Here is a 14095-nt window from a genome sequence, read left to right on the forward strand (position 1 = left end):
ATCGTTGAGAATCACGTACTCCTCTAAGAAGCTTCAACAACTATGCGAGGACGTGCGCACAATGCACAGGAAGCGCCCCGATATCGAAAAGAAACTCCGGCTACGCATCAAAGCCATTGAGGCCGCAGAGACTTTAGGCGATCTTTCGAAAAACGATCCGTTGGGACGATGGCACCGCCTGAGCGGCGACCGAGAAGGACAGTGGGCAGGGAAGGTATCAGGCAACGAGCGCATTATCATCGAACCAAGCTGCGAAGGCGTGAAGGTTCTCGACGTAATAGAGCAGCTTGCCGTTAGCGAGGTAAACGTTAGGGATATAACCGACTACCACGACTAAGGAAGAATGAAAGGAGACGGGGATGGCTACCAACTATGCGGTGGCGCCGGGTGAATTCCTTCAGGAGTGGATCGAAGAAGAGGGAAGGGGCATCACCCAATCGGATCTTGCAGAGCGCCTCGGCGTCTCGCGCAAGCACGTTAATCAGATTCTCGGGGGCAAGGCGTCTATCTCGCCGGAGCTTGCGTTGCGACTCGAACACGTCACGGGTATTCCCTGCAGGGCCTGGCTTGCCTATGAGGCGCTTTATCAAGAGGACCGAGCGCGCATCCAAGAGGAAAACTCGCTGTCGAACCATCTGTCCTGCGTGAGCTCTGAACTCGCCTCGTTTCTCAGAAGGCAGGGTGCGAGCAAGGCAACGCTCCGCGACCCCCAACGGGTACTCATCGATTTTCTTGACTTTACCGGATTTGGCTCATGCGGCGCATTCGTAGAATATTCGAGCAAGGCCATGCAATGCCCGTCCTATGCAGCACTGCGGGAATCGGGAGCGTACGTAGACGAAGCACTTGTAGCCGCTTGGATAGCGGCCGGAGAAAAAACCGAGACCTGCCAAAAGTCCAGCGACCTCCACTTCGATCGCCAAAAACTGCTCGATCTTCTTCCTCATATCAAACGACGCGCCAAGACGTCAGACAGCACCATGATTGATGACATCTCAGCGATGCTGGAGACCGCCGGAGTAATTTATCAGTTTGTTGAGCCTCCCAAAAAGTTCCCCCTACATGGGATTACGCGCTGGCTGAAAAATGGCGTACCCATTATCCAGCAGACCGGCAGACGCAAAAAAGATGCCTATGTCATTTGGACGCTCTTCCATGAACTGGGCCATCTACTGTACGACGAAGAGGCCGCCACGCATATTGATTGCGGCAGCAAACCCGTGGCGCAGCAATCCCTCGAGGAAAAACGCGCCAACGGCTTTGCACGTGAGATGCTCTTTGGCGATGACCTCAGCCCGTATCGGGGAATCACGAGATCCCATCAAATCAAAGCGATAGCCGAGCAGCATGGTCACATTGTAAGCGTGGTGGTGCTCGAACTCCATCGAAAGAGATGGCTCAATTACAGCTGGTGCAATGACCTTATTACAGACCTGGATATCCCCTTTGCCTCTCCGGCCAAACCCTGACGCAACACTTCGGGCAGCGCGGCGCTACAGCAGGGAGGCCGCCGTGCGCTCGAGCACCACGGGGGCCACGTGCTCGACCTCGCCGAGCGGCCGGCCGAAGACGAACCCGCCCGCCGTGGCAAACGACGTCGTGTCGGCCGAGGTGGTGGCGAACCGGTGGTAGACCGGCACCTTCGAGGCGGCGAGCTCCTCGCGGCGCATGAGCATCTCGGCGAGCTCGCGCGTGATCTCCTCCGCAGAGGACACGACGCGCACGCCCTCGCCGAGCGCCGCCCGAATGGGCCCCACGAGCAGCGGGAAATGCGTGCACCCGAGCACCACGGTATCGATGCCGTGATGACGCAGGGGCTCGACGCGCTCGGCCACGATCGCGCGGATCGCCGGCGTGTCGAACACGTCCACGCCGCCGAGCCAGCGGGTGCCGTCGCGCACGCCGTCGGCGAGCTCGTGCTCCACGAGCTCCACGAACTCCGGCGCGGCGCACCCGAACACATCGACGCCCGCATCGAAGTCCTGGATGGCGCGGGCGTAGGCGCCCGACCGGATGGTGAGCTCCGTCGCGAGCACGCCCACCTTGCGCGTGCGCGTGCTGTGGATGGCGGCGCGCGCACCGGGCACGATCACGCCGATGACGGGCACGTCGAAGGTCTGCTGGGCGAGCTGCAGCGCCGCAGCCGTGGCGGTGTTGCAGGCGATGATGATCATCTTGACGTTCTGGCGCGTGAGCCAGCTGCCCACCTGCAGCACGAACGAGCGCACCTCGGCCTCGGAGCGCACGCCGTAGGGGCAGCGCTCGGTATCGCCGATGTAGCAGATGGACTCGTGGGGCAGCGCCTGCGCGATACAGCGCGCCACGGTAAGGCCGCCGAGGCCCGAGTCGAAGATGCCGATGGGCCGCTCGTCGCCCTCGTATGCCGGAATGGCCGCCGCGATCGCCTCGGCCGCGCGGCCCGCGATCGGCGACAGCGCGCGAACCTCGAGCTTGTCGACCGAACCGCTTGCGCCGGCCTCTGCCGTGCGGCCGCATACCTCGCCCATAGCCGCCCCCCCTACGCGCCGCGAACGGCCTCGAGCACGAGGCGCAGCGCGCCCGACCACGCGTCGATCGTGCGCCCGTGCGCGATGCAGGCGTTGTCGTGCCCGGCGAGGAATGCCTCTGCGCCCGGATCCTTGAGGCCGTTCTCCACCAAAATGAACTGCGCCGTCGCGTCGGCCATGAGGAAATCGGACGAGGCGTCGCCGATGGAGAGCGTCTCCGCCGGGTCGATACCGCGGCGCTCGCAGAAGCGCGAGATAGCGCGTCCCTTGCCGAGGCCGCGCGGCTGGATGTTGAAGGCCCGGCCGCGCACGCCCTCGGGCAACGCGAGCGTCGTCGGCGCGGAGATATAGGCGAGGTATCCGTTGCTCACCCAGTCGAGCGGCAGACCCGACTCGTCGAGGATCGCCTGCGCCACGGCGTCATCGACCTCGCCACGCAGACCGACCGTCACCTCGCGGTACTTGTAGCCCACCGACATGTCGTTATGAAACTCGAGCATGCCCGGCCAACGGCCGACGAACTCCTCGCACACGCCCGCCGCCTCGATAACCTCGTGCGGGGTGCGGCTGTCCGCCGGATCGTAGGGCATGTCGGCCGTGAAGTACTCCCACTCGTTGTGCTCGCGGTCGAGCATGATGAGGCCGCCCATCTCGCCGATGTAGCTGTTGAGCCCCAGCACGCGCGTGTCCTCGTGGAGCATGGAGCGGTTGCGGCCGGAGCAGGGAATGACCTCGACGCCGGCGCGCGCGAGCTCCACGAGCACCGAGACGAAGTCGAGCGAGAGCTCGCCCGCCGCGTTTTTGAGCACGCACGAGCCCGGCCCCATCATGGTGCCGTCGAGATCGGTGAAGACGTAGCGCACGCGCGCATAGCGCTCGCGGCGCTCCTGACAGGTGAGGTCGGACAGAAACACGTGGGGCATGGCTCCTCCGCAGGCCGGTGCCGATAGGTCCCCCCTATCATACCGGTCGCGGCGCCAGGCGCCACGTTCGGCGGTGCGCCGCCACGGCAAAAGCGTCTCGCGCGCGGCGCGGGGTATAACGAGCACGAGTACCGTCCGCGGCGACGATGGGAGGGTGACGATGCTGTTCAAGAAGGTTCTGGTCCCCTACGATGAGTCCGATCACGCGAAAAGCGCGCTGCACGTGGCCTTTGGCATGGTGGGCAACGACCCGGACGCCGAGGTGCACGTGGTGACGGCCGTCTCGGTGGGAGCGTTGCCCGACCCGCTCTTCGCCGCGGGCTCGCCCGACGACCCGTTCTCGGTCACCTCGCAAATCGACTACGACAACCTGCTCGGTGCGCTCCTGCAGCGCACGCGGGACGATATGGGCGGCGTCATCGAGGGAGCGCGCGACGGCGCGGCCTGCAAGGTGATCACGAACGCCATCGTCTCGGCATCTGCCGTCGAGGGCATCGCCGACTACGTGACGAACAACGACATCGATCTTGTGGTGATGGGCCGGCGCGGGCTGGGCAGGCTCTCCGGCATGATAGGCAGCGTGAGCTTTGGCGTGCTGCGCTCCGTCGACGTGCCCGTGATGACGGTCAAGTAGCCCGTCGCGAGCACGCGGCAAGCAGGCGCATCCCCACGTTACAGCTCATCTCGACGGCGCCGCACCGCAACGGCGCCGTCGCGTCTTGATACCTAGCGGCCGATGAGATGGCGCACGGCCGCTACGGGGTGATGCAGCAGCATGCGCGGCCCGGCGTAACGCATCACCGTCCGTATCTCCTCCTGCCTGGCGGCAGGATAGCAATGCGTGGCGCACTTGTTGCACGACGTCTTGGTTGCCATATGCGGGCAGCGCTCCGTACGCCCGTGGGCGAACGCGTCGAGCTCGGCACAGGCCGGGCAGACGGGCTCGCCGCAAAAGGCGGTCTCGGTCCGTGCGGCACCTGCATGGTTGCCACGACAGTACAGGGCGATCATCTGCGAGATAACGCGCAGCTCGCGCTGGCGCCGCCGGGCGACCGCCGGCGTATCCGGTGTTCTGGGCATAGCGCTCCTACTCCCCTACCGCGGCGCGCCGGCCGCTCCCCGCGCCAAAGCGCGCCTCCTCCTCCGGGGTGATGGTCTTGATGCGCACGGTAAGCGCGACCCCCATCCCCACGACCACCACGACCAGAATCGCGCGCGCCACCAGAACGTCCACCAACGCAAAGCTGATACCGCACGTCACGGCCGTCACGGCAAACATCGTAACCTTCTTGCGCGCCGTCATGCCGCCCGTCTCGCGAAACGGCACCACATAGTTCCGGTACAGCTTGGTCGTGCGCAGCCACGCGTCAAAGCGCGGGCTGCTCTTGGCAAAGAGCAGCGAGGCGAGCAGCACGAGCGGCGTGGTGGGCAGGATGGGCACCACCACGCCCACGGCGCCCAGACCGAGCACGAGCCAGGCCAGGGCGAAGAGGATCTTCTCGACAACGGTGCGGTGGAAGGAGCGTTTCACGGGAGAGTCCTTTCTGGTGCGGGGGAACAGACTAGCTCAGGCGGCCGCCGTCGAGGGTGATGACGGTGTCGGCACAGGTCAGCGTGCTCGGGCGGTGGCTCACGATGACGACGGTGCGGCCCGCGCGCCCCTCGACGAGCGCCCGCATGATGGCCGCCTCGTTCAGGCTGTCGAGGTTGGAGGTCGGCTCATCGAGCAGGAGCAGCGGCGCGGCGCGCAGAAACGCCCGCGCGAGGCCGATGCGCTGCTTCTCGCCCGCCGAGAGCACGTCGCCGAGCTCGCCGGCTCGGGTGGCGTATCCGTCCGGCAGGGCAGCGATGACGTCGTGGATGCGCGCCGCGCGCGCCGCCGCCTCAACCTCGGCGTCGGTGGCGTCGAGCCGGCCGATGCGGATGTTGTCGGCCAGGCTCTCGTTAAAGAGGTGCGTGTCCTGCGTGACGAGGCTCTGCGTCTGGCGAAGCGCATGGGTCGCGGCGGCGCGCACGTCGACGGCACCCACCGCGATGCGGCCTTGGTCGACATCCCAGAACCGCATGATGAGCGAAAGCAGCGTCGACTTGCCCGAGCCGCTCTTGCCGGCGAGCCCGACGATGGCGTCCTCGGGCACCGTGCACGAGATGTCGGTGAGGACGGGGTCCGTCCCGTAGGAGAACGACACGCCCTCGACGGCAACATCGGCACCGTCGGGCGTCTCGCCAGATGCAACCTCGGCCACGGCAGGTTCCTCGTCCAAGATGCCGAGCACGCGCTCACCGGCGGCAAACGTCTGCTGCAGGCCCGTGCCCAGGCTTGCCAGCGCGAGCACCGGCCCGAATGAGCTCATGAGAAGCACCGTGGCGATGAGCATGTGCGCGAGCGTGATGTGACCGAAATAGAACAGGTGCAGCCCCACGATGGCGATGACGAGGTCGAAGACCCACACCACAACGGACATGACCGCTTGGGTGGCGCCGGAACGGCTCTTGAGCTCGGCCTCGCGGTCGGCGAGCGCGGCGCTTTGGCGGAAGAATGCCTCGCCGCGGTCACGCGCGACGCCGTACTGCATAGCCTCGCCGAGGCCGCGCAGGCTGTCGAGCAGATACGTGTCGAGCGCGCCCAGCCCGTCGCGGAACCGTCGGCCCGCCGCGCCCGCCGATGCGTTGGCCGCAACGGGAACCGCGATGCCCACGACCGCAAAGGCGCAGACGGCAAGCGCGCCAAACACGGGATGCAGGCTAACCTCCACCGCCGCAACGATGAGGCTCACGCCGAGGGCGATGGCGACGGGCGAGATCGTATGCGCGTAGAACACCTCGAGGAGCTCGATGTCGCCCGTGATAACCGAGATGAGGTCGCCGCTGCCGCGCCCGGCGAGCTTTGCCGGCGCGAGGCGGCGCAACGCCGCGAAGACCTGGTGGCGGATGCGCGCGAGCAGCTTGAAGGCGATGTAGTGGTTCGCCGTCTGCTCAAGGTAGTGCAGCACGCCGCGGGCGATGGCGCAGGCGGCGAGCACGCCCATGAGCGCGCCCCAAGCGGGCATGAAGTCGAAGCCGGCGACCGAGAGCACCGCCGCGAGGCCGACCGTGGGCACCGCGATGGCGGCGAGGTGCCCCGCGATACCCGCCAAGATGGCGAGCGCCATCATGCCCCAAAGCGGTCCGACGAGCCGGACGAGCCGCCCCATGATCCAGATCCTGCTCATGCGAGGCTCCTCTCGAGGTCGTGCTGGGCGCGCCACAGCGCCGCGTAGGCGCCGCCGGCGCCGACGAGCTTGTCATGAGGGCCCTCCTCGATGAGGCGCCCGCGCTCGAACACGCAGATAGTGTCCGCATCGGTAAGGTTCGCCAGGCGATGGCTCACCACGATGACCGTGCGCTCCCCGGCGAGCTCGCGGATGAGGACGGCGATGGCGGCCTCGGACGCGGCATCGATGTTGGAACTCGCCTCATCGAACACGAGGATCTCCGCACGGGTGAGCAGGGCGCGCGCGATGCAGAGGCGCTGGCGCTGGCCGCCCGAGAGATTCTGCGCCCCCTCGGCAATGGGCATGTCGAGCCCGCCCGCCTCGCGCACAAAGCCGTCGATGCGCGCCGCGGCGAGCACATCCCACAGCCGCCGCTCGCTCGCATGGGGATCGCCCAGAAGCAGGTTCTCGCGCAGCGTCCCGGCAAAGAGGTAGCCGCGCGTGGGCACGACGACGAGATGGCGCGCAAGCTCTTCCGGGGCGATGTCGCGCACCTCGACGCCGCCCAGGGTGATCGAGCCCGTATAGCCGCCGAGGCGCCCGGCGAGAAGCGCCGCGAGCGTCGACTTGCCCGAGCCCGACGCGCCCGTGATCCCCACCAGCGCCCCGGGCTCCACCGAGAGCGTCACCCCGTGCAGCACCTCGCGCTCGGGCACGTAGGCAAACGAGAGGTCGCGCACGGCGATGCGGCCATCGACGTCTGCAAGCGCGCGGGTACCCACCCGGGGCTCCGGCGCATCGAGAATCTTGAAGATGCGGTCCGCCGCGGCCGAGCCGTTCATGGCGGTGTGGAAGTAGCTCCCCAGCGTGCGCATGGGGATGAAGAACTCACTCGAGAGCACGACGATCGCGAAGGCCTGGGGCAGCGTGAGATGACCTGCGGCGAGCTCGGTGACGGTGAGGAAGATGCCGAGCGCCGCGCCGCCATACGCCACGAGGTCCATGATGATGATCGAGTTGAGCTGCATGGTGAGCACGCGCATGGTGACGCGTCGGAACGTCTCCGCCTCCTCGTCCATCTGATCTGCCTTATAGGCATCGGCCTCAAACACCTTAAGGGTCGTAAGACCCTGCAGGTTTTCGAGGAAGCTGTCGCCGAGCTCGGCGTATTGCGTCCAATACGAGGCGAGCAGGCGCTTGGCGACGGTCTGCACGGCCGCGATGGCGACAGGGATGAGCGGGACGCAGACGATGAGGCCCACCGCCACCGGCAGCGAGAAGGGCGCGATGCAGGCGAAGAGCGTGAGCGGGGCGAGAAGCGCGTAGAAGAGCTGCGGCAGGTACAGGCCGAAATACGTCTCGATTTGCTCGACGCCCTCGCCCGCCACCTGCACGACCTCTGAGGTCGCCACGTGCTGCGCGTAAGCGGGACCCAGACGGAGCATCTTGGCAAAGAGCGCGCGGCGCAGGGTATCCTTCACCCCATGGGAGGCGAGAAAGCTCATGTGCGCCGCCGCGCGCGTCGCGGCGAAGCGCACGGCAAGACAACTCAGCGCCCCTACGACCGAAGGCAGGGCGAAGCCCATCGTCACACAACCCGTCAGCAAGGCGTCGACCACGAGCGCGACCCCGGCCACCAAGGCGATATGCGCCGCAAGCGCCACCCATTGCAACACGACCTGCGCCGCGACATAGCGCATCGAGGCGCGCCCCATCTTAACCAGCCGTCCGTTTACCACGCGCTGCCGCTCCCCTCCCGCGCGACGGGCCCCGACGCTACCGGAACTCGATGCCCCGGCCTCGGCACCTCCGTCTTGCGCCCACCAGCATGCGCCGCAGGGCCCTCTCAGCGGCACCTCAGCGCTCCATAAGTTAGAGGAGAGTAACATGTGGCGGCGCACCCGCCGATCCTCGTGATAAGTAAGCCACAGTAAACCTATAAGTTGATAGCGGCATACTTTTTGGCGTGGCGGCGGGCGCCGGGCAGGTCGCCTGCTAAAACGTCACGTTGCCGAACTCCGAGAGCGCAAGCCCCGGGTTGTGCTCATTGGCCCAATCGACGTTCCATGGGCTCGTGAAGAGGAGGAGCTTGCCGCCGCGCATGTCCTCGACGCGCAGCGTGTCGCGCGTGAGGTTGAGCCCGCGGACCGCGTCCTCGTCATACTCCCCCTGAATCCAGCGGATGTCGGTGTAGCCGAGCGGTTGGCGCCGCACCGCGACGTGATACTCGCTTTTGAGCCGCTGCTCGAGCACGTCGAACTGCAGCTCGCCGACCACGCCCACGATCACGCTCTCCATACCGGCGCCGAGCTCGCGGAAGATCTGGATGGCACCCTCTTGGGCGAGCTCCTCCATACCCTTCACGAACTGCTTGCGCTTGAGCGTGTCGACCTGCGACACGCGCGCGAAGTGCTCCGGCGCGAACGTGGGGATACCCGCAAACCGCACGCGGCGCTTGCCCGCACAGAGCGTATCTCCGATGGAGAAGATGCCCGGGTCGAACAGGCCGACGATATCGCCCGCGTACGCCTCGTCCACGATGGCGCGGTCGTCTGCCATCATCGCGGTACCCGTGGCGAGCTTGATCTTGCGGCCGCCCTGAACATGATAGGCCTCCATACCGCGCTCGAACTTGCCCGAGCAGATGCGCACGAAGGCGATGCGGTCACGATGGTTCTTGTCCATGTTGGCCTGAATCTTGAAGACAAATCCCGAGAACTCGTCCGCCACCGGGTCGACGTCCTCGCCGGACGCCGCATCGGTGTGCGGCCCCGGCGCGGGCGCGAGCCGCAGGAAATCGGCCAAAAACGGCTCCACGCCAAAATTGGTGAGCGCCGAGCCGAAGAACACCGGCGAGAGCTTGCCCGTGCGCACGGCAGCAAGGTCGAACTCGTGGTCCGCACCGTCGAGAAGCTCGATGTCGTCCATCAGGTTCCGATGGTTCTCAGCGCCGATGAGCTCGTCGAGCGCGGGATCGCCCAGCTCCGCCTCGACCTCGGCCACCTTCTTGGCGGCGTTGGCGCGCCCGTCGCCCTCGAAGGCGAGCACGCGGCGGCTCGCGCGGTCGAACACGCCGCGGAAGGTGCGGCCGTTGCCGATGGGCCAGTTCATGGGGTACGTGCCGATGCCGAGCACGTCCTCGATCTCCTCCATGAGGTCGAAGGGGTCGCGCGTCTCGCGGTCGAGCTTGTTCACAAAGGTGAAGATGGGGATGCCGCGCAGGGCGCAAACCTTGAAGAGCTTCACCGTCTGCGCCTCGACGCCCTTGGCGCCGTCAATGACCATGACGGCGGCGTCCGCCGCCATGAGCGTGCGGTAGGTGTCCTCGGAGAAATCCTGGTGGCCGGGCGTGTCCAAGATGTTCACGCAGCAGCCCTGGTAGGTGAACTGCAGGACGGACGAGGTAACGGAGATGCCGCGCTGCTTCTCGATGTCCATCCAGTCGGACACCGCGTGCTTGGCCGAGCTCTTGCCCTTAACCGAACCGGCAGACTGGATGGTGCCGGTGTAGAGGAGGAGCTTCTCGGTGAGCGTGGTCTTGCCCGCGTCGGGGTGCGAGATGATGGCGAACGTGCGGCGCGAGGCGATTTCCTCGGCGAGGTTTGGCATAGGTTCCCTCCCACCGCGCAGCGGCGCGGCATATGTGATGTAGCGATAACCCGTCGTATTGTAGCGAAACGCGCGCGGAGGAACCGTGGAGAGGACGGGAAGCGGCGGGTGCAGGCCGTGCAGGAGCACGGCTGGTACCGCCTTGGCCGATGTCCCCTGCACTCGAAGCGCAAACGGGCGCACGGCCCCATATGCACAAGATGAAGCTTCAAGGTGATAAACAAAGCTTCTTTTGCGCGTAATACAATTGCAATACATCAAAGGAGGCACCATGGCTTCTATCTTGTCCGCCCGTCAAGAGCCGCGCACAGCAATCTCGCTGCGGCTACCGCCGTCGCTCGTCAAGACCGTCGAGCAATTCGCCGCCGAGCACCGCCTCAGCAAGACGGATGCCTTCCTCCATTTCCTCACCAAGGGCATTGAGGCAGATCGAGATGCCGCGAGTTCAGAAACGCTGGCACGCATCGAGCGCAAGGTCTCGGAAACGCTGAGTCTCATGCGCCGGCAGTGTGAGGATATCTCAGACAAGGAGCTCGTCGTCGAGGCGGTGCGAAGGACCTGCCACGATTTTCCGTCCATCCGGCGCGCGTATCTTTTTGGGTCGTTTGCACGGGGAGCACATGACAGCGAGAGCGACGTGGACATTCGACTTGAGATTGACCCCCATCACCGTTTCAGTCTGCACGACCTTGAACAGTTCGCAAAACGTGTGGAGGACGCGACGGGCCGATCTGCGGACATCATCACGGCACGCAGCCTCAAGAACAAGGCACTCGAAGCTGAGATTGAGAGGGATAAGGAGCTGATCTATGATCGCGAAGCATAGTGACCTAGGGCGGATCCAGGAGATCTACGATGTCGTCACGCAAACGCAGCGCCAGATGCGCGAGCTTGAGTTCTCAAAGGCCCCGGTTTCTCGAACCCGCGAACACCGAGGACGACCTGATTGCCGAGGGACTTATCAACCGGGTTCTCCGCGTGGCGGAAGAAGCCGGTCGCATCGGAGACGATACTGCTAACCGCCGTGACGAAAAATGCGGGACCTTCTTGCTCGCACGCGCCCGCAATGCGGGATAATCGACAGCACGGAAACGGTACGGGCACCACGAGCCATCCCATGGCACGCTAGGAGGTACTGTGTTCAATCTCGTCCTTTTTGAGCCCGAGATTCCGGCCAACACGGGCAACATCGGCCGCACCTGCGTGGTCACGGGGACGCGCCTTCACCTCGTCCGGCCGCTCGGATTCTCGCTCGACGACCGGGCGCTCCACCGGGCGGGGCTCGGATACTGGCCCAATCTGGACGTGCGCGTCTACGACGATTGGGGCTCCTTTCTTGCCAAAAACGGCCTCGCCGAGCATGGTCCCGAGCCGCGCCTGCACCTGCTCACCAAGAAGGCCCGGCAGCGCTACACGGATGCCGTATACCGCGACGGGGACTATCTCGTGCTGGGAAAGGAGAGCGCCGGCCTTGCCGAGGAGCTCCTCGCCGCGTATCCCGCGAGCTGCGAGCGCATCCCCATGCTGCCCGACGCCGCCTCGCTCGAGAACGCCGCCACCTGGCAGCGCCCCGCCGGCGAGGACCTCGCGCACGAAGCGCTCCGCCGCACGGACATCTGCGGCAACTTCATCGATCCCGCCGACTACCGCATCAGCGCGCTCAACCTGTCGAACGCCGCCGCCATCGTGCTCTACGAGGCGCTACGCCAAACGGGGTTCGCCGACATCGAGGCCGCCGGACCGACGCCCTAACCCGGATCGACGCCCACGGGGCTCCCTCGGCGGCAAGCGGGGTATATCTCCTTACATCCCGCTCGTGAAAGGAGCCCCGTATGGACGAAGTCCTCGCCTATCTCAAGCAGCACAAGACCTATTTTCTCGCGACCGTCGACGCGGCGGGCAACCCGCAGGTGCGCCCCTTTGGGACCATCGCCCGCTTTGAGGGACGGCTCTACATCCAGACCGGCAAGGTCAAGCCGGTTTCGGACCAGATGCTCGCCCACCCGCGCATCGCCCTTTGCGCCATGGGAGACGACGGCACGTGGCTGCGCGTGGAAGCCGACACCGTGCTCGACGACCGCCTCGAGGCGCGCCAGGCCGTGCTCGACGCGCACCCTGAGCTCGCCGGCATGTACGCCGCCGACGACGGCAACTGCGAGGTCTTCGCGCTCGAGCACGCCACCGCGACATTCTCGTCATTTACCGCAGAGCCCCGCACCGTCACGTTCTAGGTCCGTGCGGGACGCCGCGGGCTAGCAGCCAAACAACCGCGCGGCGGCGGCCATCTTGTCGGAGATGTGCACCCCAAAGGGGCAGCGCGCCTCGCAGGCGCGGCAGGCGATGCACGCCGCCGCCGTGGTCCCCAGCGCGCGATAGTGCTCGCGCAGCGAATCCGGCACCTCGTCGTACATGGTCGCCAGGTCGTAGAACTTGTTGACGCTCGCGATGTCTATGCCCCGGGGGCACGGCGCGCAATGGCCGCAGTACGTACAGGACCCGAGGTAGGCATGGCGCGGCGCCCCGGCAAGCACGCAGGCGTAGTCGCGCTCCTTTGCGCTCGCGGTCTCGTAGGCGACGGCGTCTGCCACGTGCGCGGGCGTAGAGAACCCCACCATCACGCTTGCCACCGCGGGGCGGGTGAGGTCGTACTCCAGGCACTGCACCGGCGTGAGCGCCACGCCAAACGGCGAGGTCGCCGCATCAAACAGGCGCCCGCCCATATAGCCTTTCATAACGGTGATGCCGGTTGCCGTCTCCTCACAGAGCGCGTAGAGCTCGGCGCGCTCGGGCGTCATGCCGTCCAGCGCCGACGCCGCGCCCGCGTCGCCAAAGTAGTCGTCGAGGTTCTCGGTCGCGGGCATCATGTCAAAGGCGGGGTTCACGCTAAAGAGAATCATCTCGATGGCGGGATGGAGCGCCGCCCGCTTGGCGATGGCGGGATTGTGGGTGGAAAGGCCGATGTGGCGGATGGTCCCCGCCGCGCGGAGCTCCTCGACGTAGGCCATGAAGGGGCTCGGCGCCTCCGGCGTGCCCACCGCCTCCGCGTACTCGGTCGGGCTGTCGACGTAATGGATCATGCCGAGGTCCATGTAGTCGGTATGGAAGCGCCGGAGCAGATCCTCGAACGCCGGCTTCACCGCATCGAGGTCGCGCGTGCGCACGTACTGGCCGTCTTGCCACGTGGAGCCGATATGACCTTGGATGACCCACCGCTCGCGCCGGCCCTCGAGTGCGTCGCCCAAATTGGAGCGCCGCGTGGGGTCGGGCATCCAGCAGTCGAGAATGTTGATGCCCGCGGCCTCGGCGGCGTCCACCACCGCACGAGCCTCCTCGGCCGTACCGTCCATCCACTCGCCGCCGAAGCCGATCTCGCTGACCTCAAGCCCGGTAGCGCCCAGTGTGCGATAGCGCATGCGAACCTCCCCTAGTCGCCCTACGATGCTCCCCCATTATCGCGCAGCGGGCCCCGTCCGGCGACCGGCGGCGCACCGTTGGAAGCTTTGGAGGCACGTCTGGAAGCGCCCGGAAGCACGTCTTTAGAGTGCCCGGCCGCCCAGCACTCGCACACGCGGCGGTTTTTCGCTATACTTCCCTCTGCGGGCGATTGGCGCAACGGTTAGCGCAGGTGCTTTACACGCACAAGGCTGGGGGTTCGAATCCCTCATCGCCCACCATATGCAACGTATCCGAACCCCCGGACGGCACCGCCGTTCGGGGGTTCGCCATATCGAGGGCGCTCCTAGCATGTTCGGGCCTCGAATGGGCATCAAATCGAGTGGCCCCCGCGTAAACGGGCGCCGCCGAGTAGAAATACACCAGCGTGAAAAGGTTTCTCGAGCGCACGCAATGCACCGGTTGGAAA

14 protein-coding genes and 1 tRNA gene are annotated in these 14095 nt (G+C 65.9%); 7 read left to right on the forward strand and 8 right to left on the reverse strand.

Going from position 1 to position 14095, the window contains the following annotated elements:
* Positions 1-4 precede the first annotated feature (4 nt).
* Both B5F70_RS07405 and B5F70_RS07410 read left to right on the forward strand, forming a co-directional pair.
* Positions 5-337 (forward strand): type II toxin-antitoxin system RelE/ParE family toxin, encoded by a 333-nt coding sequence (locus B5F70_RS07405; protein ID WP_087204939.1) that lies wholly within the window; start codon positions 5-7, stop codon positions 335-337.
* A 22-nt stretch (positions 338-359) separates the two neighbouring features.
* Positions 360-1469 carry a HigA family addiction module antitoxin gene (locus B5F70_RS07410; protein WP_087204940.1) on the forward strand — a complete coding sequence of 370 codons (1110 nt, stop codon included), beginning with the start codon at positions 360-362 and terminating at the stop codon, positions 1467-1469.
* A 24-nt stretch (positions 1470-1493) separates the two neighbouring features.
* Here the strand turns inward: B5F70_RS07410 and murI are convergent, their stop codons facing one another.
* Both murI and B5F70_RS07420 read right to left on the reverse strand, forming a co-directional pair.
* Positions 1494-2507, reverse strand: a complete 1014-nt coding sequence (gene murI / locus B5F70_RS07415; protein ID WP_087204941.1) for a glutamate racemase — start codon at positions 2505-2507, stop codon at positions 1494-1496.
* Between the two features lie 11 nt (positions 2508-2518).
* Entirely contained in the window at positions 2519-3430 is a 912-nt protein-coding gene (locus B5F70_RS07420; RefSeq protein ID WP_087204942.1) for an HAD hydrolase family protein, read from the reverse strand.
* A gap of 160 nt (positions 3431-3590) precedes the next feature.
* Here B5F70_RS07420 and B5F70_RS07425 point away from each other — a divergent pair, with 160 nt between their 5' ends.
* Positions 3591-4064: a universal stress protein gene (locus B5F70_RS07425; RefSeq protein ID WP_241145935.1), complete on the forward strand. Its 474-nt coding sequence runs from the start codon at positions 3591-3593 to the stop codon at positions 4062-4064.
* A gap of 92 nt (positions 4065-4156) precedes the next feature.
* On the opposite strand, the gene B5F70_RS07430 is transcribed toward B5F70_RS07425, so the two are convergent.
* The 5 genes from B5F70_RS07430 to B5F70_RS07450 all read right to left on the reverse strand — a co-directional run bounded on the left by B5F70_RS07430 (position 4157) and on the right by B5F70_RS07450 (position 10233).
* Positions 4157-4510 carry a nitrous oxide-stimulated promoter family protein gene (locus B5F70_RS07430; protein WP_087204944.1) on the reverse strand — a complete coding sequence of 118 codons (354 nt, stop codon included), beginning with the start codon at positions 4508-4510 and terminating at the stop codon, positions 4157-4159.
* 7 nt (positions 4511-4517) lie between these two features.
* Complete coding sequence (locus B5F70_RS07435) at positions 4518-4961, reverse strand: YbaN family protein (RefSeq protein ID WP_158094965.1); 444 nt, start codon at positions 4959-4961, stop codon at positions 4518-4520.
* 31 nt (positions 4962-4992) lie between these two features.
* Positions 4993-6642: an ABC transporter ATP-binding protein gene (locus B5F70_RS07440; RefSeq protein WP_241145936.1), complete on the reverse strand. Its 1650-nt coding sequence runs from the start codon at positions 6640-6642 to the stop codon at positions 4993-4995.
* A complete protein-coding gene (locus tag B5F70_RS07445; RefSeq protein ID WP_241145937.1) occupies positions 6639-8363 on the reverse strand; it encodes an ABC transporter ATP-binding protein/permease in 1725 nt (574 codons plus the stop codon). The genes B5F70_RS07440 and B5F70_RS07445 overlap by 4 nt, the downstream gene beginning before the upstream one ends.
* 256 nt (positions 8364-8619) lie before the next feature.
* Positions 8620-10233 carry a peptide chain release factor 3 gene (locus B5F70_RS07450; protein ID WP_087204947.1) on the reverse strand — a complete coding sequence of 538 codons (1614 nt, stop codon included), beginning with the start codon at positions 10231-10233 and terminating at the stop codon, positions 8620-8622.
* A 271-nt stretch (positions 10234-10504) separates the two neighbouring features.
* Between B5F70_RS07450 and B5F70_RS07455 the strand changes: the two genes are divergently transcribed.
* The 3 genes from B5F70_RS07455 to B5F70_RS07465 all read left to right on the forward strand — a co-directional run bounded on the left by B5F70_RS07455 (position 10505) and on the right by B5F70_RS07465 (position 12464).
* Positions 10505-11059, forward strand: coding sequence for a nucleotidyltransferase domain-containing protein (locus tag B5F70_RS07455; protein ID WP_087204948.1), 555 nt, complete (start codon positions 10505-10507; stop codon positions 11057-11059).
* A gap of 311 nt (positions 11060-11370) precedes the next feature.
* Positions 11371-11985 carry a tRNA (cytidine(34)-2'-O)-methyltransferase gene (locus tag B5F70_RS07460; RefSeq protein ID WP_087204949.1) on the forward strand — a complete coding sequence of 205 codons (615 nt, stop codon included), beginning with the start codon at positions 11371-11373 and terminating at the stop codon, positions 11983-11985.
* Positions 11986-12065: 80 nt separating this feature from the next.
* Entirely contained in the window at positions 12066-12464 is a 399-nt protein-coding gene (locus B5F70_RS07465; RefSeq protein WP_087204950.1) for a pyridoxamine 5'-phosphate oxidase family protein, read from the forward strand.
* Positions 12465-12485: 21 nt separating this feature from the next.
* On the opposite strand, the gene B5F70_RS07470 is transcribed toward B5F70_RS07465, so the two are convergent.
* Positions 12486-13646: an aldo/keto reductase gene (locus tag B5F70_RS07470; protein WP_087204951.1), complete on the reverse strand. Its 1161-nt coding sequence runs from the start codon at positions 13644-13646 to the stop codon at positions 12486-12488.
* A gap of 185 nt (positions 13647-13831) precedes the next feature.
* On the opposite strand from B5F70_RS07470, the gene B5F70_RS07475 reads away from it, so the two are divergent.
* Positions 13832-13907: transfer RNA gene (locus B5F70_RS07475), tRNA-Val, on the forward strand.
* Positions 13908-14095 lie beyond the last annotated feature (188 nt).

The organism is Collinsella sp. An268, assembly GCF_002159765.1.
Taxonomy (GTDB): Bacteria; Actinomycetota; Coriobacteriia; order Coriobacteriales; family Coriobacteriaceae; genus Coprousia.